This is a genomic window from Phytoactinopolyspora halophila (genome assembly GCF_003287285.1).
Classification (GTDB): Bacteria; Actinomycetota; Actinomycetes; order Jiangellales; family Jiangellaceae; genus Phytoactinopolyspora_A; species Phytoactinopolyspora_A halophila.
On the sequence record NZ_QMIG01000020.1, the window covers coordinates 17,812 to 41,211 of the forward strand.

18 protein-coding genes and 1 tRNA gene are annotated in these 23,400 nt (G+C 67.5%); 6 read left to right on the top strand and 13 right to left on the bottom strand.

Annotated elements, in window-relative coordinates; all coding sequences use genetic code 11:
- Nucleotides 1-14: 14 nt before the first annotated feature.
- Nucleotides 15-3,677: a transcription-repair coupling factor gene (gene mfd / locus DPM12_RS16500; protein ID WP_112259446.1), complete on the bottom strand. Its 3,663-nt coding sequence runs from the start codon at nt 3,675-3,677 to the stop codon at nt 15-17.
- 123 nt (nt 3,678-3,800) lie between these two features.
- On the opposite strand from mfd, the gene DPM12_RS16505 reads away from it, so the two are divergent.
- The 3 genes from DPM12_RS16505 to cysC are packed head-to-tail and all read left to right on the top strand — an operon-like array spanning nt 3,801 to nt 6,685.
- Nucleotides 3,801-4,661 carry an SDR family NAD(P)-dependent oxidoreductase gene (locus DPM12_RS16505; RefSeq protein WP_211659058.1) on the top strand — a complete coding sequence of 287 codons (861 nt, stop codon included), beginning with the start codon at nt 3,801-3,803 and terminating at the stop codon, nt 4,659-4,661.
- Nucleotides 4,662-4,682: 21 nt separating this feature from the next.
- Entirely contained in the window at nt 4,683-5,357 is a 675-nt protein-coding gene (locus DPM12_RS16510; RefSeq protein ID WP_112259448.1) for an SDR family oxidoreductase, read from the top strand.
- A 23-nt stretch (nt 5,358-5,380) separates the two neighbouring features.
- Nucleotides 5,381-6,685 carry an adenylyl-sulfate kinase gene (gene cysC / locus DPM12_RS16515; protein WP_211659059.1) on the top strand — a complete coding sequence of 435 codons (1,305 nt, stop codon included), beginning with the start codon at nt 5,381-5,383 and terminating at the stop codon, nt 6,683-6,685.
- Here the strand turns inward: cysC and DPM12_RS16520 are convergent.
- On the bottom strand, nt 6,660-7,295 hold the full coding sequence (locus DPM12_RS16520) for a dTDP-4-dehydrorhamnose 3,5-epimerase family protein (protein ID WP_112259501.1): 636 nt from the start codon (nt 7,293-7,295) through the stop codon (nt 6,660-6,662). The two genes, cysC and DPM12_RS16520, sit on opposite strands and share 26 nt — an antisense overlap.
- A 266-nt stretch (nt 7,296-7,561) precedes the next feature.
- Between DPM12_RS16520 and rfbB the strand changes: the two genes are divergently transcribed.
- Nucleotides 7,562-8,545 carry a dTDP-glucose 4,6-dehydratase gene (gene rfbB, locus DPM12_RS16525; protein ID WP_112259449.1) on the top strand — a complete coding sequence of 328 codons (984 nt, stop codon included), beginning with the start codon at nt 7,562-7,564 and terminating at the stop codon, nt 8,543-8,545.
- 99 nt (nt 8,546-8,644) lie between these two features.
- On the opposite strand, the gene DPM12_RS16530 is transcribed toward rfbB, so the two are convergent.
- Nucleotides 8,645-9,541: a LysR family transcriptional regulator gene (locus DPM12_RS16530; RefSeq protein ID WP_112259450.1), complete on the bottom strand. Its 897-nt coding sequence runs from the start codon at nt 9,539-9,541 to the stop codon at nt 8,645-8,647.
- A 110-nt stretch (nt 9,542-9,651) separates the two neighbouring features.
- On the opposite strand from DPM12_RS16530, the gene DPM12_RS16535 reads away from it, so the two are divergent.
- Complete coding sequence (locus DPM12_RS16535; RefSeq protein ID WP_112259451.1) at nt 9,652-10,614, top strand: DMT family transporter; 963 nt, start codon at nt 9,652-9,654, stop codon at nt 10,612-10,614.
- A gap of 31 nt (nt 10,615-10,645) precedes the next feature.
- Here DPM12_RS16535 and DPM12_RS16540 read toward each other — a convergent pair whose 3' ends face one another.
- The 10 genes from DPM12_RS16540 to DPM12_RS16585 all read right to left on the bottom strand — a co-directional run bounded on the left by DPM12_RS16540 (nt 10,646) and on the right by DPM12_RS16585 (nt 22,068).
- Nucleotides 10,646-13,597, bottom strand: coding sequence for a discoidin domain-containing protein (locus DPM12_RS16540; RefSeq protein ID WP_112259452.1), 2,952 nt, complete (start codon nt 13,595-13,597; stop codon nt 10,646-10,648).
- 362 nt (nt 13,598-13,959) lie between these two features.
- Entirely contained in the window at nt 13,960-14,748 is a 789-nt protein-coding gene (locus tag DPM12_RS16545) for an alpha/beta fold hydrolase (protein ID WP_112259453.1), read from the bottom strand.
- Nucleotides 14,749-14,789: 41 nt separating this feature from the next.
- Complete coding sequence (gene cysN, locus DPM12_RS16550) at nt 14,790-16,082, bottom strand: sulfate adenylyltransferase subunit CysN (RefSeq protein WP_112259454.1); 1,293 nt, start codon at nt 16,080-16,082, stop codon at nt 14,790-14,792.
- Nucleotides 16,083-16,991: a sulfate adenylyltransferase subunit CysD gene (gene cysD / locus DPM12_RS16555; protein WP_112259502.1), complete on the bottom strand. Its 909-nt coding sequence runs from the start codon at nt 16,989-16,991 to the stop codon at nt 16,083-16,085.
- Complete coding sequence (locus DPM12_RS16560; protein ID WP_245951296.1) at nt 16,991-17,860, bottom strand: 3'(2'),5'-bisphosphate nucleotidase CysQ; 870 nt, start codon at nt 17,858-17,860, stop codon at nt 16,991-16,993. The genes cysD and DPM12_RS16560 overlap by 1 nt, the downstream gene beginning before the upstream one ends.
- 128 nt (nt 17,861-17,988) lie before the next feature.
- Nucleotides 17,989-18,576: an aminoacyl-tRNA hydrolase gene (gene pth, locus DPM12_RS16565; RefSeq protein ID WP_211659061.1), complete on the bottom strand. Its 588-nt coding sequence runs from the start codon at nt 18,574-18,576 to the stop codon at nt 17,989-17,991.
- A gap of 23 nt (nt 18,577-18,599) precedes the next feature.
- The gene (locus tag DPM12_RS16570) at nt 18,600-19,241 is read right to left on the bottom strand and encodes a 50S ribosomal protein L25/general stress protein Ctc (RefSeq protein WP_112259457.1); all 642 of its coding nucleotides are present in this window, start codon (nt 19,239-19,241) and stop codon (nt 18,600-18,602) included.
- 174 nt (nt 19,242-19,415) lie between these two features.
- Nucleotides 19,416-20,393: a ribose-phosphate diphosphokinase gene (locus DPM12_RS16575; protein WP_112259458.1), complete on the bottom strand. Its 978-nt coding sequence runs from the start codon at nt 20,391-20,393 to the stop codon at nt 19,416-19,418.
- Complete coding sequence (glmU, locus tag DPM12_RS16580; RefSeq protein WP_112259503.1) at nt 20,390-21,850, bottom strand: bifunctional UDP-N-acetylglucosamine diphosphorylase/glucosamine-1-phosphate N-acetyltransferase GlmU; 1,461 nt, start codon at nt 21,848-21,850, stop codon at nt 20,390-20,392. The genes DPM12_RS16575 and glmU overlap by 4 nt, the downstream gene beginning before the upstream one ends.
- Nucleotides 21,851-21,995: 145 nt before the next feature.
- A tRNA-Gln gene (locus DPM12_RS16585) sits at nt 21,996-22,068 on the bottom strand.
- 249 nt (nt 22,069-22,317) lie between these two features.
- Between DPM12_RS16585 and DPM12_RS16590 the strand changes: the two genes are divergently transcribed.
- Nucleotides 22,318-23,373, top strand: a complete 1,056-nt coding sequence (locus tag DPM12_RS16590; RefSeq protein ID WP_112259459.1) for an acyl-CoA desaturase — start codon at nt 22,318-22,320, stop codon at nt 23,371-23,373.
- The last annotated feature ends 27 nt before the right edge of the window (nt 23,374-23,400 follow it).

The window sequence follows — 23,400 nt, forward strand, 5'->3', positions numbered from 1 at the left end:
ATCGCGAGCCACGATCACGCCGGTGCCGGCTCGTGAACCAGGATGTCGTCCACCACCTTGTCCACCCACGCGAGCAGTTCCATGCCGCGCAGCGGGGTACCACCGATCGTGGCGGTCGCGGGCCGCGGCACCAGCATCGTGCGTACGGCGTCCTTGATCAGAGCCTTCGGGTACAGGCGCTGGAGGCGTGCACGTTGCCAGTCCGCGAGCTCGACCTGGGCGAAACGCACGTAGTTCCCCTGCAACGTCACCTCGCTCAGCCCGGCGCGCCGTGCCTTGGCCCGGAACCGTGCGATCGCCAGCAGGTTGTCCACCGGTTCGGGTGGCGGCCCGTACCGATCCTGCAGCTCCTCCCGGACCGCCGCCACCGCGTCGTCATCAGCCGCCTCCGACAGCCGCCGGTAGGCTTCCAGGCGCAGCCGCTCGCTGGCGAGGTAATCGTGCGGGATGTGGGCATCGATCGGAAGGTCGATCCGGACCTCGGCCAGCCCTTCCTCGGCATCGCCACGGTACTCGGCGACCGCCTCCCCGACGAGGCGCACGTACAGGTCGAAACCGACGTCGGCGATGTGGCCCGACTGCTCGCCGCCGAGCAGGTTTCCGGCGCCGCGGATCTCCAGGTCTTTCATCGCCACCTGCATGCCGGAACCGAGATCGGAATGCTGCGAGATCGTGGCTAGCCGCTCGTGCGCCTCGTCGGTCAGCGGTGTCTCTCGCGGGTAGAAGAAGTAGGCATACGCCCGTTCACGACCCCGCCCGACCCGGCCGCGCAACTGGTGAAGCTGGGCCAGGCCGAGCCGCTCGGCATGATCGACGATCAGCGTGTTGGCGTTGGAGATGTCCAGACCGGTCTCCACGATGGTCGTACACACCAGGACGTCGATCTCCCGCTGCCAGAACGAGGTGATCACGTTCTCCAGCGTGTGCTCGCCCATCTGGCCGTGTGCCGCCGCCACCCGGGCCTCGGGAACGAGTTCACGCAGGCGAGCCGTCACCTTCTCGATGGTGTCCACGCGGTTGTGGACGTAGAAGACCTGGCCCTCGCGCATCAGCTCGCGCCGGATGGCCGCGCTGAGCTGTTTCTCGTCGTACCCGCCGACATAGGTCAGCACGGGATGCCGCTCCTCGGGCGGCGTGGCGATCACCGACATGTCCCGGATCCCCGTGATGGACATCTCCAGCGTGCGCGGGATCGGCGTCGCCGACATGGTGAGGACGTCGACGTTCGTTCGCAGCTGCTTGAGCTTCTCCTTGTGCTCGACGCCGAACCGCTGCTCCTCGTCGACGATCAACAAGCCAAGTTCCTTGAACCGGACGTCGCCGGTGAGCAGGCGATGCGTGCCGATGACGACGTCGACGCTGCCCTCGGCGAGCCCCCGGATGACCTCGGCTGCCTCCTGGTCGGTCTGGAACCGCGAGAGCGCCTTCACCGTCACCGGGAACTGGGCATAGCGCTCGGTGAACGTCGCGAAGTGCTGCTGCACCAGCAGCGTCGTCGGCACCAGGACCGCGACCTGGGTGCCCTCCTGGATCGCCTTGAACGCCGCACGCACCGCGATCTCGGTCTTGCCGTAGCCGACGTCACCGCAAATCACGCGGTCCATGGGCACCGTGCGCTCCATGTCGCTCTTGACCTCGTTGATGGTCGAGGCTTGGTCGACGGTTTCGACGTAAGGAAAGGCGTCTTCGAGCTCACGTTGCCACGGCGTGTCCGGGCTGAACGCCCGCCCGGGTGCGGCCTGGCGGGCAGCATAGAGCTTGATCAGCTCCGCGGCGATCTCCTTGACCGCGCTCCGGGCGCGACCCTTGCGCTTGGCCCAGTCCGAACCGCCGATGCGATCCAGGCCCGGCGAATCACCACCGACGTACTTGGTGACCTGATCCAGCTGGTCGGTGGGGACGTACAACCGGTCGGGTGGCTGGCCGCGCTTGCTTGCCGCGTACTCCAGGACCAGGTACTCGCGCACCGCGCCCTGCACGGTCCGGCTGGTCATCTCGACGTAGCGGCCGATGCCGTGCTGCTCGTGGACGATGTAGTCGCCGGGCTGCAGCTGCAACGGGTCGACCTGGTGCCGACGCCGGCTCGGCATGCGAGTCGCACTCTTATCGGAGACCCGCTGCCCGGTGAGATCGTCCTCAGTCAGCACGATCAGGCCGGCGTCGTCGGCGATGAACCCGTGCTGCAGCGTCCCGGTGGTCACGTGAACGATTCCGGGCTCCGGAGCGGCGTCGAGATCCTCGATCAGGCGCGCTGGCACCTCGGCCTCGCCGAACAGTTCGACGGCCCGCATGGCGGTCCCGTGGCCGCCGGTGATCACGACGACGCGGCCCCCGCTCCCCAGCCATCCCTTGACATCGGCGAGCGCGCGGGCAGTGTCCCCGCGATAGGTCTCCGCCGGCTTGGCCGTCACCCCCCGCGTCTGCACCGCGCCGGCCTCGACCATCTCGTCACCCAGATCGACCCCGTAGAGCTCCGCGTCGAGAGCTTCGGTCGTGGTCGTGCCAGTCGTGTCGGTCGTGCCGGTCGTGCTCGCGTCGGTCGCGGATCCGGCCTCGCTGTCCAGGCCGAACGAGCTGATGCTCCACCACGGCAGGCCGAGCTCGATCGCGTGTGCGCGCACGTCAGCGAGCGTGCGGTACGCGGCGGCACCCAGATCGATGGGCGCCGTCCCGCCAGCGGCAGCGGCCGCCCACGACGCGTCGAGAAACTCCTGGCTGGTGGCGACCAGATCGTGAGCGCGAGACCGGATGCGCTCCGGATCGCAGGTCACGACGTGGCTGCCGGCGGGCAAGAGGTCGACGAGCAGCTCCATCTCGTCCACCAGCACGGGAGCGAGCGACTCCATCCCTTCGACCGCCACCCCGGCGGCGATCTTGTCCAGCATCTCGGCGAGCTCCGGGTGCTGCTCGGACAGCGCCGCGGCGCGCTCCCGGACCTTGTCGGTCAGCAAGAGCTCGCGGCAGGGCGGCGCCCACAATCCGTGTTCGACCGGGCCGGCGGAGCGCTGATCTGCCACGGTGAAGTAGCGGATCTCCTCGATCGAGTCACCCCAGAAATCGACCCGCACGGGGTGCTCCTCGGTGGGCGGGAAGACGTCGACGATCCCACCGCGCACGGCGAACTCGCCGCGCCGCTCCACCAGATCGACGCGGGAGTACGCGGCGGCAGCGAGCTGATCGACCACATCTTCGAGCGAGACCTCGACTCCGGCCCGCAGGCGCACCGGACGCAGCTCGGCCAGTCCCGCAACCTGAGGTTGCAACACGCTTCGTACCGGCGCCACCACGACCTTGACCGGGGTGTCGTCCTCGGCCGGGTGCACGAGCCGGCGCAACACCGCGAGCCGTCGGCCCACGGTGTCGCTGCGCGGTGAAAGCCGCTCATGCGGGAGCGTCTCCCACGCGGGGTACTCGACCACGCTGTCGTCGGGTAGCAGGCATCGCAACGCTGTCACCAGATCCTCGGCCTCGCGCCCCGTTGCCGTGACGGCCAGGACCGGCCGGTCGGCTCCCACGGACGCGTCGGAGAGCGCCGCCACGACGAACGGGCGCATCGACGGCGGTGCGGTGAGATCCAGAGTGCTGACCGCACCGTGCCGCGCGTCTGCGACGGCCGAACGTAGCGCCGAGTCGCCGGCGTCGTCGAGCAAGGCGTGCAGGAGTCCAGTGAGTCTCATGATCCTCGTTTCGTGGACAGGCGGCAGTGCCCCAGACCGCTCGGCGGTAGGGGGTGGGCCGTCTTCTATCCTATGCGGGGCCGGAGGGCACCGACGTCCGGCCGGAGCTCCGAGGAGGTTGGGTTGACGGCTCGTTTCACCGGCCGCGTCGCACTCGTCACCGGTGCCGCGCGCGGCATCGGTCAGGCCATCGCCGCACGCCTGGTCGACGAGGGTGCTACCGCCGTCCTCGCCGATGTCGACACCGACGCCGTGACCGCGGCGGCGGATGAGCTAACCGCGTACGGCGACGTCCTCGGCGTCACGTGCGACGTGACCGACCGATCTTCCGTCGACGCCGCCGTCGGCGCCGCTGTACAGCGGTGGGGAAGGCTCGACGTGCTGGTGAACAACGTAGGTGTGAACGGTGGCCCGCCATTCATCGACGTCGACGACGAGGCGTGGAACCGCCAGGCGGATCCGACGCTGCATGGTGCCGCCCGCTGTATCCAGGCCGCGCTGCCGTCGTTGCTGGATTCGCCCGCGGGCGGATCGGTGGTGTCGATCGGTTCGGTCAACGGCATGGCCGCCTTCGGCAGCGAAGTCTACTCGGCAGCCAAGGCCGGATTGATCAACCTGACCCAGAATCTCGCCTTGCGTTACGGGCCAGACGGGGTGCGGTTCAACGTCGTCGCTCCGGGAACGGTGCGCACGCGCGCTTGGGAGCACCTGGACGACCGCCCCGACGTGCACGAACGGTTGCGCCGGCTGTATCCGCTCGGACGGCTGGGCGAGCCGTCTGACATCGCGGCAGCGGCCGCCTTCCTCGCTTCCGACGACGCTTCCTGGATCACGGGTACGGTCCTCAACGTCGACGGCGGCATCCTCGCCGGTGTTCCGGGATTCGTCGCCGCCACCACGCGCGACGACGACGGCGGTGGTGATGGTGCCGACCGTGATGACCGGGATGACCGGGATGACACTGCCTCTGCCTCCGATCGGTGATCATGGCGTACGGTGTTGCGCATGCGGGTTGTGATCGCGGGCGGGCACGGCCAGATCGCGATACGTCTGGAGCGCCTTCTGACGCTCCGCGGTGACGAGGCGATCGGCCTGGTCCGGAGCCATGAACATGCGGCAGATCTCGCCGGCGCCGGAGCGACGGCGGTGGTTCTCGACCTCGAATACACGACGGCGGACGAGATCGCCGCCGAGCTCCACACCGTGGACGCCGTGGTGTTCGCCGCCGGCGCCGGACCCGGCAGTGGTATCCCCCGCAAGGACACGGTGGACCGCGCGGGAGCGGAGCTGCTCGCGGATGCCGCGATGCAAGCCGGAGTCCGCCGCTACATTCTGATCTCGGCGATGGGCGCCGGTGCGGAACCGCCCCCGGACACGAGCGAGGTGTTCGCCGCCTACCTCCGCGCCAAGGGAGCCAGCGAGGACGATCTGCGCGCCCGCCCGCTCGACTGGACCATCCTGCGTCCGGGGCGGTTGACCGACGAGTGGGGAACGGGGCGGATCAGCTTGGCGACGTCGGTGCCGCGCGGGCCGGTCCCACGCGACGACGTCGCGGCGGTCCTCCTCGCCCTGCTCGACGAACCGGCGACGGCAGGTATGACGCTCGAACTCGTCGCCGGCGACACACCGATCGACGAGGCCGTCGCCGCCTTCCGCAACGACGGCACGTTCGCGCCCTGAACCGCCCTCGTAGGCTTGGTGCCGTGCCCGCGAACGATTCGACACCTGTGCCGGAGCTGCCCACGGTCACGCCCGGCGCCGTGACACTGACAGAGATCGAGCTCGCACTCCTCGGTATCGGCCCTGCCACCATGTCGATCGACATTCCGGCTGGTATCGGTGAGCGGGTCGAGCAGTCCGGGCGCCTCGTGCTCACCGATCCCGAGGGCGCCCCCGTGGCCGAGCTGGCCGATATCCAACCAGCCCGGCCACCGGTCCCTGCGGACGGCTCGACCGGCGAATTCGCCGTGACCGGCCGCGTTGTCCGTACGGGTATCCCCGCCAGCACCACCGATAGTGACGGGCCGTATTCGTGGCTCCGGTTGCCACCGTCCGGGCAGTTCGAGGGCGCATCGGCCGTGGTGAGCCACGACCCGATCGACGCCTACGCCCTGCAAGCAGCGGATCCGCACGGCCCGCTGCTGCTCGTCGTCCTCGATGGCCCGCGCGCGCGTCCCGGGCCGGATGCTCCCACCGTCGCCCGGGCCACGCTTGCCCTTCGTGACCAGCTACGCGAGCAAGGCCGCCACGCCGATGCCGTGCTCGTCCCCGCTCCCCAGTACGGCGACGAGCGCGACGAGCACCTGGCAGAAACGATCGCTCGTGCGTATGGTGCCCGCCTCGTGCGGCCCGCCCGGCGTCCAGATCTCGCCGCTCTGTTCGCCGGACTGGATGGCCGGGCTGTGCCTCCTGTCGACGAGTGGCCGGAACCGAGCCTGCACGCATGGCAGCGATGGCGACCACCCCGGCGGGACCGCGGTCTGGTCGTGTTCTTCACCGGCCTCTCCGGCTCCGGAAAGTCCACCGTGGCACGCGCGGTGACCGACCATCTCGCCGAGGACGGACGCCGCCGCGTCACGCTGCTCGACGGCGACGTCGTGCGGCGGAATCTCTCCGCCGGGCTCGGATTTTCCCGGGCAGATCGGGACCGCAATATCGAACGGATCGGTTACGTCGCCGCCGAGATCGCCCGGCACGGCGGGACGGCCGTGTGCGCGCCGATCGCCCCGTTCGCCGCCACCCGAGCACGCGTGCGCCAGATGGTCGAGGCCCACGCCGACTTCCTGCTGATCTACGTCGCAACCCCGCTCGCCGAGTGCGAGCGGCGGGACCGCAAGGGCCTCTACGCGCGAGCTCGCGCGGGCGAGATCGCCGACTTCACCGGCATCTCCAGCCCCTACGAGGCACCGGAGGACGCCGAGCTCGTCGTCGACACCTCAGACCTGACGATCGAACAGGCTCGCGATGCCGTGATCGGCCTGCTCACGAACGGCGGCTGGCTGGACTGAGCTGCTCGTTCCGGGCCCGGGCGGTGTAGAAGGCCAGCGTGCGCTCGTAGTCGGGCAGGACGCCCGCATCCCGGGCCTCGCGAAGGGTCGGCGCCTGCGCGTCTTTGGCGGACAGCTGGGCCGTTAACAGCTCGCCGTCTCGCCCCTCCGACGGCCAGTCGATGTCCAGATCGGCATCGAACGGATGGACACCCCGTTCCCGTTCCGGCGCGTATTCGCTCGAACACAGATACATCACGGTCGAGCCATCCGCCAGCGACATGAACGCGTGCCCGAGCCCTTCGGCGATGTAGACGGCTCGCCGATCCCGGTCATCGACTACGGCCCGGTCCCACTGGCCGAAGGTCGGAGAGCCCAACCGCAGGTCGATGACGACGTCCAGCACCGCTCCGACCGCACAGGTGACATACTTCGCCTGGCCGGGAGGCACGTCGGCGAAGTGCACGCCGCGAACCACGCCCGCCGCCGAGATCGAGCAGTTGGCCTGGCGCAGATCGAGCGGATGGCCGAGCACCGCTTCCAGGAGGTCCTGCCGGAAGAACTCCAGGAACCTGCCGCGCTGGTCGCCGAACTGCCGCGGCGTGAACGTCCAGGCGCCCTCGATCGCCATCGGATCCAGGCGCGGTGCGTCACCGTTGCGTTCTGTCACCGGTTCCCACTCCCGATCTGTCGGCCCGAGCGTTTCCCCGCCACGTGCATACTCGCCCGGCGTCACGGCCGTCGTGAAGGTGCCCATGTCCGCCGTCCGGCCCGCAAACGGCGGAAACAGTCCGGTATCACACCCGCGGTGCGCCTGGATACCGTTCTTTTGCGCTGGTGATAGGCGCCCAGCGCGGGCAGGGCACACAGGACCACGAGGGCACCGGAGGGGTTCGGATGCGGATCGTCGTGACCGGGGGCGCGGGATTCATCGGCTCGCACTTCGTCCGCGAGGCGGCGGCCGGTCGTTACCCGTCGCTGGCCGATGCGCACATCGTCGTCCTCGACAAGCTGACCTATGCCGGGAACCGCGCCAACCTCGCTCCCGTCGCCAACTCGCCACGGCTCACCTTCGTCGAGGGCGACATCCGCGATGCCGCGACGGTCGACGCCGTGGCGGCGCGTGCCGACCAGATCGTGCACTTCGCCGCCGAGAGCCACGTCGACCGTTCCATCACGGGCGCGGCCGACTTCGTGCTGACCAACGTCGCGGGCACGCAGACGTTGCTCGACGCCGCACTGCGCCACGGCATCGAGCGCTTCGTACACGTTTCCACGGATGAGGTCTATGGATCGATCGAGGAGGGATCGTGGCCCGAAGAACACCCGCTCGAGCCCAACTCCCCGTACAGCGCGAGCAAGGCGGGCAGCGACCTGCTCGCGCGTGCCTATCACCGCACCCACGGCCTCGAGGTGCTCATCACCCGTTGCTCCAACAACTACGGCCCGTACCAGCACCCAGAGAAGGTCATCCCGCTGTTCGTCACCAACCTGCTCGACGGCAAGCCCGTCCCGCTGTACGGGGATGGTACGAACATGCGTGACTGGCTCCACGTCGACGACCACTGCCGGGCCGTCGAGCTGGTCCGCACGCGGGGGCGCCCCGGCGAGGTCTACAACATCGGAGGCGGCACCGAGCTGACGAACCGCCAGCTCACTACCGAACTCCTCGCCGCCTGCGGCGCGTCGTGGGCGAGCGTCGAGCACGTGGAGGATCGGCTCGGCCACGACCTGCGGTACTCCGTCGACACCACGAAGATCCGGAACGAGCTCGGATACGTGCCGCGGATCCCGTTCGAGCGTGGCCTGGCCGACACCGTCGCCTGGTACCGCGCCAACCGTGCCTGGTGGGAACCGCTGAAACGGCCCGTCGCCGTCTAGACTGGAAGGACCACTTCTTGGTTCTGCGGAACGTGCAGGAGCCCCAAACTCCGCCTGAACGTTCCGCAGAACCAAGAAGAGAGAGCAGAACCTCGACGCTCAGCGGCTCTCGGTCACCTTCATCCGGAACAGCTCCAACGCGCGCAGTACCGCGGGATGCTCGGCGACGGGCCGTCGTACAGCGACGCTGATGTGCCGGGTCGGAACGGGCGACACGACGGGAACCGTGGCCAGCCCATCGGGCACGTCGCCGACGGCGAGTTCAGGGACCACCGTGATCCCGACTCCTGCGGCCACGAACTGGATGGCGGTCCGGTAATCGTGGGTCTCGACCGAGAACTCGGGAACGAATCCGGCTTCTGCGCATGCGGACATGAGAACCCAGCGGCAAGCGCCATCCTTAAGGTCGTTGTCCACCCACCGTTCGCCAGCCAGCTCGGCAAGGGGCACCGAAGCTGCTGACGCCAGGGCGTGATCTCCGGGGACGACCGCAACGTACGGGTCGTCGACGAGGCGCTGGACCTCGACATCGTCCGGCCGTACCGGCTCCGGGCCTTCCACGAAGATGTCGAGGTCCGGCACGGGCTGTGCGATACCTCCTCGCTCGGCCTCCGTCATCCGCAGCTCGAGCTGGAGATCGGGGAACTCCGCGTGCAGCACTGACACGACCGATGGCAGCCACACCGCACCGATCGAGGCGATGTAGCCGATCGACAACCGGCCGATCCTGCCTGCTCGCAGGTCTCCGGCCACTCGCTCGACGCGGTTGAGCGCTTCGAACAACGGCTCTGCTTCACTCGCGAGCATCCGCGCGGCACCGGTCGGCACGATTCCCCGGCCGGAGCGCTCGAGCAGGCTCAGCCCGGTCTCGCGCTGCAGGAGCGCCAGCTGCTGACTGACCGCTGACGGTGTGTACCCCAGGGCGGAGGCACTAGCGCGGATCGAGCCCGTAGCCACGACGGCCCGCAACAGGCGAAGACGGGAAACATCGATCATGACAATGACTATATAGTGCTACTTAACATTCATCGACAAATATTTGCTTGTCCTTTCTATTGCGGGCGTCAACGATGGAGTTCGTGACCGCTCAACTACAAAATCTCGACATGATCTCACGGCTCCGCTCCAGCACCCGCCTCGCCGCGGCCGCAGCAGCCGGCACCGTGGTGCTGTGGGCCTCCGCGTTCGTTGTCATCCGCGACGTCGGCCACACGTTCTCTCCCGGCTCGATGGCACTCATCCGCCTCTTCGTCGCCGCCGTCGCCCTGACCGCGCTGGCCCTCGTCACATACCGGAGTACCGCGTTCACGCGCGTGCCACGGCGCTCCCTCCCATTGGTCGTTGCCTGTGGCGTGCTGTGGCTCGCCGGCTACACGGTCGCGCTCAACGCGGCAGAACAGCACATCGATGCGGGCACGGCGGCGTTTCTCGTCAACCTGGCACCGCTGCTGATCGCCTTCGGGGCGGGAACGTTCCTGGGCGAAGGCTACCCCCGGCCACTCATTGTCGGTTCGCTCGTCGCGCTGGGCGGCCTCGGGATGATCGCCATGGGCTCCAGCGGACACCGCGACGGAATCGGCGTCGCCCTGTGCCTGCTGGCCGCCCTCCTCTACACGGCGGGAATGCTGATCCAGAAAGTGGCGCTCCGCCGAGTGGACGCGCTCCCCACCATCTGGCTCGGAAGCGTCGCCGGCACCACGGTCCTGACGCCCTGGGCACCCCAGCTGATCGGCGAATTCGAGGCAGCTTCGGCTGGCGCCGTTCTCGGGGCCGTCTACCTCGGCGTTTTCCCCACCGCCGTCGGCTTCACGTTGTGGGCCTATGCCCTCAGCCGGATGAACGCCGGCCGGCTCAGCGCCACGACATACGCCGTTCCACCCGTCGCCGTCCTGCTCTCCTGGCTTTTCCTCGCCGAGATGCCGACGGTCTACGGGCTGATCGGCGGTGTGGTCTGCCTCGCCGGTGTCGCGTTCTCGCGCCGTTCTGGCGGAGCTCGTGCCCGGACCCGGCACCGGCCGCGGGCTGAGGCGGCCGGTGCCGAAGGAGTCCCGAGCTCTACGGGACGCTGACCGGGCGAGCGAACATACGAGTACTCCTCGCCTACGGGGCCTCGGCGACGTGCAGCTCGGCCGCCGCCGCGACGTCGAAGTGCCCGGCCGACGCGGTCAGGCGCACGTAGCGCGCGGATGTTGGCTCCCACGTGGCGTACTTCTGGGTGTCGTCGTCGGCCCAGTCACCGCCGGTAACGGTCGTGAACTGTTCACCGTCAGTGCTGACCTCGACGTCGTACGACGTGATGTTGCCGTTCGGGTTGCCGTCCTGACGCGGCAGGTAGGCCAACCCCTGCACGTCCCGGTCCTGACCGAGATCCAGTGTCACGCTGGCCGGCAACGGCCCGGTAGCCGCCGGAGCGGAGTGCCAGAACGTGGAGGTATCGCCGTCGACGGAACGGCACGGAATGTAGGGGTCGCTGTGCACGCTGCTCGCCGTCGCCGACATCTCCGCCTGGGACACGAGATGGTCGAATTCCTCCGGTGCGTCGTCGGGCAACGGTGAGCGGGGCGGCGCCGGTGGTGTGGTCGTCAGATCGGGCCCCTTGGCCTGCACCACCCCGAGCTCTCCGGCCGTGGCGGTCGCGTCACCGCAGCCTTCGTCGTCGTCCGCCGCGATCAGACGGACGTAGCGGGCTCGCTGCTTGGGCCAGGCCGCCACCTTGGTCGAACTGTCGGCCGACCACATTCCGCTGGCGACCTCCTCGAAGGTCTCACCATCCGCGCTCAGGTGGACCTCGTAACTCCTGATCATTCCGTTGGTGTTGCCATCGAGGCGCGGCTGATACGTCAGCGCCTGGATGCGCTGAACGCTTCCGAGGTCCACCGTGACCGCCTGTGGCAGCCCTTCCGGAGGATCGAAAGCTGAACTCCACTCCGTCTCGGGACGGTCGTCGATCACGTGCTCCGCACCGTAGGTCCATCCCTGAAAGAACCCGTGTTCGGACGTGGCGCTCGCGGACATCGAATCCTTGGACACGAACTTCGGTTCTCCAGCGGTGGGCACCACGCGAACGTCGTCGAACTGGGCGTTGTCCCACGCACTGACGCTCAGCGCGACGTTGCCGGTTCGCTGGGTCGTGTCCTGCACCTCAGCCAGGCGTCGATCGTCGAGGAACACCCCGATGGTGTCGCCGTCCATCCGCAGGATCACCTCGTGCCAGCTATCCACCTCGATGGACTCGTCTCCACTGGCCAGCGACACCTCGGCCGCGCCCGCGTGGTCGCGGCTGAAGAGTTCCCAGCCGTCGGTGCCGACGCGGACGTGGTACCCGCTCGCGGGTGAGCCCCAGGATTGCCCGGACACCCGGCCGCCCACTTCGACGTATCCGGGCTCTTCCAGCATGACGTCGGCATGCACAGCGTAGTCACCCCACCAGCGCGGATCACCGACCATGGTGCTGAGCGGGACCTCGCCGACGTGGGTCCAGCTGATCGGCTCCTCGGCCAGCATCTGGCGATAGCACGTGCCATCGCGGTCACCATCACACGGCGCGGCTTCGAAAGCACCGGCGAGATCCGAGAAGTAGCGTGCGGTCCGGCCGTGGTCGACGTCCTCGAACGTCTCCTGGAACGGCACGGACAGTCGCTCGTCGACGCTCGCGCCGGGTTGCGCGTCACCCTTTCCTTGCCCGTCGGAGGTCGTCACCGAATAGATGTGACCGGGTTCGACGTCGAGCGTCACGCTGCCGCCCTCGGGTGTGAGCACGCCGGCACGACGGAACCGGTCGGCGTCGTCGTCGGTGCGGAGATCCGACGACCACACCTGCAGCTGCTTCCCGGGGAGGTTTTCCAGCTGCAACGTGACGGACGACGGCTCGTCCATGTCGAACGTCTCGATCACCGCGCTCCAGTCGTCGCCGCTGGGCGACACGAGCGACACCTGGGTAGCACCGGATTCGAGACGCTCGCTACCGGTATCGAGATAGCGCCAGCCCGGATCGGCGAACTGGTTCGTGTGCGCGTAGGACCAGATGCTGTCACCGACGTCGTAGAAACCGGACCATGGCCACTCGGCGACCATCAGGCCCGTATCGGCCATGGTGATGTTCGAGTACCACGCCGAGATCGGCGACCAGACCATCATGCCGGTGATGGCGGCGTCGATATACATCCGGTTCGCCCCGCGAGCCAGCGGCGCCGCACCCGCATCGTGGGCCATGGAACTCTGTTCGCCGATCCACAGTGGCTTGTCGAGCGACCGCGCCGTCTGCGTGCTGGAGCACTCCGCGTACGTCGAGCGCCAGCCGCACGGCGAGTGCATGTTCGCGATGTCTACGGCGTCACCGAAGTCCGCATTCTCAACCATGTCGTCGGCGACCCGCCAGCCCCAATACGGGGTGTCGTCCGCGGCGGTGAGCTGGACGTCGGGATAGTGCTCGTCGAGCGCTGCGTCCCACTCGACGAACCACTCCTGGTCGTAGCCGGCCTCGTTCCAACCGCCCATGAAGTCGATGTCGATGTCGTGTTGCTCGGCGCAGTCCAGCCAGTTGAGCAGGTAATCGATGTTGTCCTGGCTCCAGAAACCACCGTCGAACCAGCCCGGCGCGCCCCATTGCAGGCCGCCGAGCTTGATGTCCGGGTTCCGCTCCTGCGCCTCGCGCATCAACCACCATTCGTAGCCGCGCCCGCAGTCGATCTCGTCGGGAGTGCGCATGTGGCTGGGCTCGGCACCGGATGTCGAGTTCGTGTCACCGCCGATCTCCACTTTGAGGATTTCGAGTTCGGCGCCGTATCCGGGTTCGAAGAGGTAGTCGAGAATCTGGCTTCGTTCGGGCTCCGGGTAGTCGTAAAGCAACCGGCTGGACGCCCCGGCACTGACGGCGCCGAGGCCATCGAAGGTGCGGCCCGCACTGTCGCCGTCGACGACGACGGTTTCGTGTTGCGCGCCGTCCACCGTCGCGTCCTCGGCCGCTTGCCCCGGGGGGATCGCCACCATCCAGGACCCGGCCAGGGCCGCTATCGCGACCGTGCCGGCGGCCCTCCGTCGCTGAAGTTGCATGCGCAAACCTCCCAATCTTCGTTCTCCGACGACGACGTGGATGTCCTGCCGGGAGGAATCTCCAAGCCGTCGGGCGCGTCACCGGCGCTGGCGTGGCCCGGTGACTGTCATGGCGACCTGCCTCTCGACATCGAGTGCGTTCTGATGAACAATGGCCGGTGATTGGTAAGAGGTTCGACCAATTTCAGCGAAAAGGACCTCCTGGGCCAGCAATCGATTTCCGACAGAGTAGGGGTGTCCCTTCACCCTGTCAATGCCTCGGACCCACACCTCGCGACACCGCCACCGGCACCGCACCTCGGGCCGCCCGTCCTCAGGGTCGAACGCCGCGCACACGCTTCCCGCCCGGCACGCGCGGCAGATCAGCCCATCCACGGCTCCGGGTCGCGCAGCTTGGGCGGCAAGAGCCGCTCGGTGACCCAGCTATGCACCATCGCATTGAACAACTCCGGCTGTTCCACATGCCATGCATGCCCGGCTTCCGGGACGTACTTCGCCCAGCTCGGAGTGAATCGATCGGCCAGGGGACGAAGCGAGCCCAGCACTTCCCGGCTCTCGTGCTCACCCGCGACCGCGAGAAGCGCGCAGTCAAACTGCGGGGGCCTGTCCGGCAGGCGAAAGTTGATCACTTCGTCGGCGATCCGTTTCGATATCATGCGTGGCAGCGCCGCGGCAGGATCCGGGCGGTCGTCTGCCCCGCTGTCGTGGCCGCCAACCGTTCGGGTGGCCGGGGACACGAGCCGTCGCACGCTCGTATAGCGCGCCATGAGTTGTCCCCGCTGCCAGACGCGAGTGCCGAACGATGCAGGCACCACACTGACCCCCGAAACGATCATGCCCGCCACGAGATGCGGGGCCGCCTGTCCCAGATGAATCGCCACGTAGCCACCGAGCGAGAGGCCAACGACGCTCGCCCGTCCGCCGGCACGTCCCTCAATGACGTCGGCGACGCGGCGGGCAGCGTCGTCGAGCGACTCCCAGGCCACGTTCACGCTCTCGCCATGCCCGGGAAGGTCCACGACGAGGCAACGAAGATCGTTCGCAAGGTATCGGCTCTGCGCATCCCACATCGAGCCGCTGGCTGCGGCGCCGTGCAAGAAGATCACCGGAATGCCGCTCGCCGGCCCGCTCTCTGCCACATACAGCCCCACGGAAGACGAGCCTAGCGATCACGCCCGCCGAGCAGTAGGGGTCAGCCGGCGCTGCTGATCATCCCGGCACCGACGGTGTGGTTGGTCGACTCGTCGATCAAGACGAAGCCACCGGTGATCCGGTTCCGCCGGTACTCGTCCGCCAGCAACGGCGCCGTGGTACGCAAGCGCACCCGTCCGACGTCGTTGAGTCCCAGCTGGGTCACGGTGTCATCGCGGTGCAGGCTGTTCACGTCGAGCTTGTACTGCAACTCCTTGACCATGGCCCGCGCCGAACGCGTAGTGTGCTTGATCGCGAGCTTCTGCCCCGGAACCAGCGGCTGATCCGTCATCCAGCAGACCATGGCGTCGATGTCCTGCGCGGCCGCTGGCCGGTTGTGCGGACGGCAGATCATGTCTCCACGAGACACGTCGAGCTCGTCTTCCAGCTGAACCGTGACAGACATCGGTGCGAATGCCTCGGAGACCGGACCGTCTGCGGTCTCGACCTCCGCGATCCGGGTGGTGAACCCACTGGGCAGCACCATGACCTCGTCGCCCTTCTTGAGCACACCACCGGCGATCGTGCCCGCGTAGCCCCGATAGTCGGCATACTGCAACGACTGCGGGCGGATCACATACTGCACCGGGAATCGCACATCGACGAGGTTGCGATCGCTCGCGATGTGCACGTGTTCGAGATGATGCAGCAGTGACGATCCCTCGTACCACGGCATGTTCGTCGACCGCGAGACGATGTTGTCTCCGTACAGCGCCGAGATCGGGATCACCGTGAGGTCGGGAATGTCGAGTTTGGTGGCGAAACAGGCGAAGTCGTGCGAGATCTGCTCGAACACCTCTTCCGACCAGTCCACCAGGTCCATCTTGTTCACGGCGAGCACCAGGTGTGGCACCCGGAGCAGCGAGACGATGAAGGCGTGCCGGAGGCTCTGTTCGACCAGCCCCTTGCGCGCGTCGACGAGCACGATCGCCAGATCGGCCGTCGAGGCGCCGGTGACCATGTTGCGCGTGTACTGGATGTGGCCGGGAGTGTCGGCGATGACGAACTTGCGCCGCGGCGTCGCGAAGTAACGGTAGGCCACGTCGATCGTGATGCCCTGCTCGCGTTCGGCGCGCAAGCCATCGGTGAGCAGGGCAAGGTTGGTGTATTCGTCGCCCCGCTCCTGGCTCGTGCGCTCCACGCTCTCCAGCTGGTCATTGAAGATCGACTTCGAATCGAAGAGCAACCGGCCGATCAGCGTGCTCTTGCCGTCATCCACGGATCCGGCGGTGGCGAATCGCATCAGATCCATGTGGTGAATCGGAGGCGTCGTGGTGGTCGCTGCCGTGTCCATCTAGAAGTAGCCCTCCCGTTTGCGGTCTTCCATGGCAGCTTCGCTGACGCGGTCGTCTCCGCGGGTCGCGCCCCTCTCGGTGATGCGGGTTGCGGCGATCTCTTCAACGATCTTCTCGATCGTGTCAGCGTCCGACTGCACTGCGGCCGTGAGCGTCGCGTCGCCGACGGTGCGGTACCGGACCTTCTCGATGAACGTCGGCTCGCCGTCCCGGGGCCGGCAGAACTCGTTGACGCCGAACAGCATCCCGTCCCGCGAGAAGACCTCTCGCTCGCGCGCATAGTAGATGGAGGGGACGTCGATGTTCTCGCGGCCGATGTACTGCCAGACGTCCAGCTCCGTCCAGTTGGAGAGCGGAAAGACCCGGATGCTCTCGCCGAGGTGGATCCGGCCGTTGTAGATGTTCCACAGCTCGGGGCGCTGATTCTTCGGGTCCCACTGGCCGAACTCGTCCCGGAACGAGAAGACCCGTTCCTTCGCCCGCGCCTTCTCCTCGTCGCGGCGTGCACCGCCGAACAACGCCGAGAAACGGTTCTTCTCGACCGCTTCAAGCAGTACGGGCGTTTGGATCCGGTTACGTGAACCGCTCGGTTCCTCGCGCACCACCCCGCGATCGATCGCGTCCTGCACCGACGCGACAACCAGGTTGACGCCCAGCTCGGCCACGCGCCGATCGCGAAATTCCAGCACCTCCGGGAAGTTGTGCCCGGTGTCGACGTGCAGCACCGGGAACGGGATCGGCGCCGGCCAGAACGCCTTCTCCGCGAGACGGAGCATGACGATGGAGTCCTTGCCACCCGAGAAGAGCAGCGCTGGACGTTCGAGCTCCGCGGCAACCTCGCGGAAAACGTGGACGGATTCGGCTTCCAGAAGATCGAGCTGGCTGAGTTGATATTCGTGGAGTGTCATCACGTGGACCTCGGGACGGCGGATACCGGACGGGAGCCGGGCGTACAACACGCGTCAAGTACCGCACTGGCGACCTCGGGACGGGCCACCAGCAGGTCAGGAAGATACGGATCGGCAGCGTTGTACCGCAGCGGGGAACCATCGATGCGGCTGGCGTGCAAGCCCGCAGCACGAGCAATGGCCACCGGCGCCGCCGAGTCCCACTCGTACTGCCCGCCAGCGTGCAGGTAAGCATCCACTTCGCCCAGCACCACAGAAACGATCTTATATCCGGCGGATCCCAGCGGCACGAGCTCGACCGGAAGCACCTCCGCGACCTGCCGAGCCACCGCAGGCGCCCGGCTGCGGCTCACCGCGATCCGCCAGGGCCGCTGCGTCGAGGGCGGGTCGGCACGATCGGCAGCGTCCCCGATATCGAGACCATCGGGATGAGCGGTGACCGAGCGCAGAGCGGGGTCACCCGACAGCGTGACCGATCGGCCCGGCAACGCCACGGCGCCAGCGACGAGATCACCGCCATCAGCCGGCTGATCACTGCCAGCCGTATCGGTGCGCTGCCAGAGCCCCACGTGTACGGCCCAGTCCGAGCGACCCTCGCCGTACTCGTTGGTGCCGTCGAGCGGGTCCACGATCCATACCCGGTCTGCGGCCCGACGCCGGGCATCGTCGGCGCCCTCCTCGCTCATGACGACATCACCGGGACGCTGTTCGGCCAATGTGCGCACCAGGTATTCGTGAGAACGCCGATCACCGGCGGCGCCGAGCTGCCTGGCATCTCCGGACGGCACCTGTTCAGCACGCAGGTCGAGCAGCAACTCGCCCGCCTCACGTGCAAGGCGGGCGGCCAGAGCTATGTCGGTGTCGTTCACGAAGCTCCTTGAGGACGGCATCAAGCCCTCTAGGATACGCACTCACCCGGTCACGGCAGCCGTGCGTCCATATTCCAGAACAAAACGCCCATGATGTGAGCAGGCCGTCCGCACCCTTCACGCGTCGTTCACGCGTTGTACCGGTTCTGCGCGTGCGTCAGCCCGGAAACGACCACCGTTTCTGCCGCATCGGCCGCCCGATCCACCTCCAGCTCCAGATCGCGACGCTCCGCCGGTGAGAACGGTTTGAGCACGTAGGCCGCCGCGTCCATCCGGCCGGGCGGCCTGCCGATGCCGAACCGTACGCGGATGTAATCACCGGTACCGAGCGCCCCACGCACCGAGCGCAGTCCGTTGTGGCCGTTGTCCCCGCCGCCACGTTTCACGCGCAGCGCGCCGAAGGGCAGGTCGAGCTCATCATGGATGATCACGACGTTTTCCGGCCCGATCCCGTGATAGCGGCACAGCCCGGAGACCGGCCCGCCGGACTCGTTCATGTACGAGCGCGGCCGGGCCAGCACCGTGCGCACGCCGGGTGGTTCACCCAGCCGCACCTCGGCGACGTCCGCGCGGCGGAGACGCTGCGGCTTGAACCGGGCGCTGGCGCGCGCCGCCAACAGGTCGACGACCATCGCGCCAACGTTGTGCCGGGTGTCGGCGTACTTGGTTCCCGGGTTTCCCAGCCCGACGACGAGCCAGGCGCTGCCCGAACTCACGCCCGTCCTCGAGGTCGCGACCGTCAGGACTCGTCGGAGCCCGACTCGCCCTCGGCCTCCGACTCGGCAGCTGCCGGCTGCTCCTCGGCGGCCTCCGCCCCTTCTTCCTCTTCAGGCTCGGGCGCCATGGCCATCGCGCTCACGTTCACCACGAGCAGTTCCGGATCGGAGATCAGGGTGGTGCCGCGCGGCATCTCGAGATCACCGGCGTGGATCTGCGAGCCGATGTCCAAGCCGTCGACCGAGACGTGGACGCTTTCCGGCAGGCGGGTGGCGTCGGCCTCGATGGCGATGGAGGTGTTCTCCTGAGTGACCATGGATCCGGAGATCGGCTCCCCGTCGATCACGACCGGAATGTCGACCGTCACCTTCTCGCCGCGCCGGACGAGCAGCAGATCGACGTGCTCGATGAAGCCCTTCAGCGGATCCCGTTGCACGTGCTTGGGCAACGCCAGCTCGTTGCCCCCGCCGGCGATGTCGAGTGTGAGAAGTGCGTTCGGGTTCTTCAGGGCCATCATCGTGTCGTGGCCCGGCAGCGCCAGATGAACGGGGTCGGTGCCGTGCCCGTACAGGACCGCGGGTACCTTGTCGGCACGACGCAGCCGGCGCGCGGCACCCTTACCGAACTCAGTACGCAGCTCGGCGGCAATCTTGATATCGGACACGGTGAAACTCCTCCAACGGCAGCGTTCAGTCGAAAGCGTCAGTGGTGGCGGTACGGCGAAGAGCGCGCGCCGAAGTACGCGCCGCGTCGATCACGGCACCCTTCGAAGAGCGCCCTCGCCGAGGCAACCACGCGATTCTACTCGCCCGCCACGCTTCGACGCGAACCGGGCCCACTAAGCATTGCCGTCGAACAGACTCGTCACCGAGCCGTCCTCGAAAACCTCACGAATGGCACGCGCCAGCAACGGGGCAATGGACAGCACGGTCAGCGAGTCGAAGCGCCGCTCGTCCGGGATCGGCAGCGTGTTCGTGACCACCACCTCGTTGATATCCGAGTTCTTCAGCCGGTCCACGGCTGGACCGGAGAGCACCGCGTGAGTGGCCGCGACGACGACGCTCCGCGCGCCGTTGGCGATGAGTGCCTCGGCGGCCTGCGTGATCGTCCCCGCCGTATCGATCATGTCGTCCACCAGCAGGCAGGTACGGCCCGCGACCTCACCCACGACCTCGTGCACCTTGACCTGGTTGGCAACGTTGGGATCCCGGCGCTTGTGGATGATCGCGAGAGGTGTACCGAGCCGATCCGCCCAGAGGTCGGCAACCCGGACTCGGCCAGCGTCCGGCGACACGACCGTCATGTTCCCCGAGTCGTAGCTTTGCGCGATGTAGTCCGCCAGCAGCGGCAGCGCCCACAGATGATCGACGGGGCCGTCGAAGAACCCCTGGATCTGCGCGGTGTGCAGGTCGACCGCCATCAACCGATGCGCACCTGCCGTCTTGAACATGTCTGCGATGAGCCGTGCCGAGATCGGCTCGCGCCCCTTGTGTTTCTTGTCCTGGCGGGCATACCCGTAAAACGGCATCACGACGGTGATCCGTTTCGCCGATGCGCGTTTGAGCGCATCGACCATGACGAGCTGCTCCATGATCCACTCATTGATCGGGGCCGTGTGACTCTGCAACACGAAGGCGTCGCACCCGCGGACACTCTCGTCGAAGCGAACGTAGAGCTCCCCGTTGGCGAACTCGTGCGCCTTCATCGGAATCGGGTCGACGCCGAGGCGCTCGGCCACCTCGTCGTTGAGTACGGGATGCGACCGGCCACCGAACAGCATCAACGTCTTCGTGCCACTTGCCCGCAGCCCGTTCACTGGTCGCTCCCCTCGACGTTTTCTCGTCCAGTCTGCCTTTCCTGGGCCCGCCGCGCAGCCTCTACTTCCGGAGTCCCCGGCCGTTTCCGCGCGACCCACCCCTCGACGTTGCGCTGCCGCCCGCGCGCCACGCCCATGGCCCCTGGAGGGACGTCATTGGTGATCACCGATCCCGCAGCGGTGTACGCGCCGTCGCCCACATTCACCGGCGCGACGAACATGTTGTCGGCGCCGGTCCGGCAATGGTCCCCGATGGTGGTGTGGTGCTTGCTCACGCCGTCATAGTTGACCGTGACCGTCGCCGCGCCGATATTGGTCCGCTCCCCGATGGTGGCGTCGCCGACGTAGGACAGGTGCGGCACCTTCGACTCGCGGCCAATGTCCGCGCTCTTCGTCTCGACGAACGCACCGATCTTTCCGCCCTCCCCCAGCCGGGTGCCGGGCCGCAGGTAGGAGAACGGACCGACACTGGCATGCGGGCCAATCTCCGCGCCGGCGGCATGCGTTCGGACGACGGTGGCGCCCGCGCCAACGGTTGTGTCGTACAGCGTCGTGTCGGGGCCCACCTCGGAACCGGTATCGATGCGGGTACGGCCGTGCAACTGGACACCGGGACGTAGCACCACGTCCCGATCCAGCTCGACGGTCACGTCGATCCACGTGGTAGCGGGATCGACGATGGTGACGCCAGCACGCATCCACCGGGTGGTGATTCGGCGATTGAACTCGCGGTGGAGGTTGGCGAGCTGGAGCCGGTCGTTGACTCCCTCGGTCTGCCAGGTGTCGGCGGTCACCAGGGCGCCTACCGTCCGGCCGGCGTCGCGGGCCAGCTGGATCAGGTCGGTGAGGTACAGCTCACCCTGCACGTTGTCGGTGTCGAGCTGGGACAGCCCGGTGCGTAAGACGTCGGCGTCGAATACGTAGATCCCCGAGTTGAACTCGGTGATCCGCAGGACGTCCTCGGTGGCGTCCTTGTGCTCCACGATGCGCTCGACGGAACCATCCGCACCCCGCACGATCCGGCCGTAACCGGCGGGATCGTCGAGCTCGGCGGTGAGCACGGACACGCCGTGGCCACCGGCGACATGCTGCCCGACGAGTTCCTGCAGCGTCTGCCCGGTCAACAACGGCACGTCGCCGTATGTCACGACGACCACGCCATGCAGGTCGGGCAGCGTTCGCAACGCACACTGGACGGCATGGCCCGTGCCGAGCTGCTCTTCCTGCACCGCGGTCGCGGCCCCGGGCGCGATCTCCGCCAGATGCGCGACCACGTGCTCACGGCCATGACCCACGACGACGGTCAGATGGTCGGGATCCAGCTCCTGGCCGGCCGCCACCGCGTGGCCGACGAGACTCCGGCCAGCCAGTTCATGCAGGACCTTCGGGGTGGAGGACTTCATGCGAGTGCCCTCGCCCGCGGCGAGGACGATGACAGCTGCGGGACGCGTAGACACGCGGGCTCGCTCCTGAGCATCGGATGGGTGGGAACGTGCACGACGATACTCCGCCACGACGGACGGCACGAACCCGACCGGCCACACCGGCCATCCACACCGGGCGTATCGGTCATGCCGACGGTGGGGTCAGGTTCTGGCCACGCTCCCGGGAGAGGACTCGAACCCCTATTTCCAGAACCAAAATCTGGCGTGTTAACCGCTTACACAACCCGGGATCACGGAAACCACGAGGCTCCGTGTCGAGCTTACCGCACGCTGCCGCACGGCCCGGCCGCTCACCCCACGGGAAAGTGGCACTCCGTCGTTGCCCGCCGCCCTCGCATCGGCCAATCCCTCGAAAGAAGCGCCGAAGCGTCGCCGTGGTGAACAGGAGATGACCACGGGCACCGGGATTTCAATACTTACGGCAGCGTAGGTTACGGTTGCGTAGGAAAGGTATTCCTAAGCACCCGGAGGAACCGTTCATGGCTCCCACCGACACCGCCACTCCCCCGTCCAGTCAGTCGTCGACGTCCGGGCCCGATACCTCCACCCTGACATCGACTCCCAGCGCGCCCCAGAGCGCGCCCTCGGACCTGCCCAGCGGGACTCTCGGCGGTGACACGCAGAACACGGGTGAGCGCATCACCATCGGCCTGTTCATCGCCGTCCCATTCGTCGCCCTACTCGCCGCCATTCCGGTGGCCTGGATGGGCGGGATGCTGAGCTGGCTGGACGTCACACTCGCCGTGGTGATGTACCTCATCGCCGGTCACGGCATCACGGTGGGGTTTCACCGCCACTTCACGCACCGGGCATTCAAGGCGAATCGTCCCACGAAGATCGCCATGGCGATCTCCGGAAGCATGGCAATCGAAGGGCCGGTCATCCGGTGGGTCGCCGACCACCGGCGGCACCACAAGTACGCCGACAAGGAAGGCGATCCGCACTCTCCCTGGCGCTACGGCAACAACGTTCCGGCCTTGATCAAGGGCATGTTCTTCGCCCACATGGGCTGGATGTTCGACGTGGAGCAGACTGATCAGCGCAAGTTCGCGCCGGACTTGCTTAAGGACAAGGACATCCGTCTCGTCAGCCGGCTCTTCCCCCTCTGGGTGGCCATCTCCCTCCTGCTGCCGCCGATCGTCGGTGGCCTGGCGACCTGGTCCTGGCAGGGCGCGCTGACCGCGTTTTTCTGGGCAACGCTGGTTCGCGTCGGGCTGTTGCACCACGTGACCTGGTCCATCAATTCGATCTGCCACGCGATCGGCGAACGCCCCTTCGAGAGCCGGGACAAGTCCGGCAACGTGTGGTGGCTCGCGGTGCTGTCCATGGGCGAGTCCTGGCACAACCTGCATCATGCCGATCCGACCAGCGCCCGCCACGGCGTGCTCAAGGGCCAGATCGACTCGAGTGCCCGAGTGATCAAGATCTTAGAGCGCTTCGGGTGGGTCTGGGATGCTCGCTGGCCCAGCGCGGAACGTATTGAGGGCAAGCGAGTCGACGACTACGGCGGCGAGAAAACACTCGTCGCACCCTGATGACCCCCGAGGTCACCGTGGCGGTCA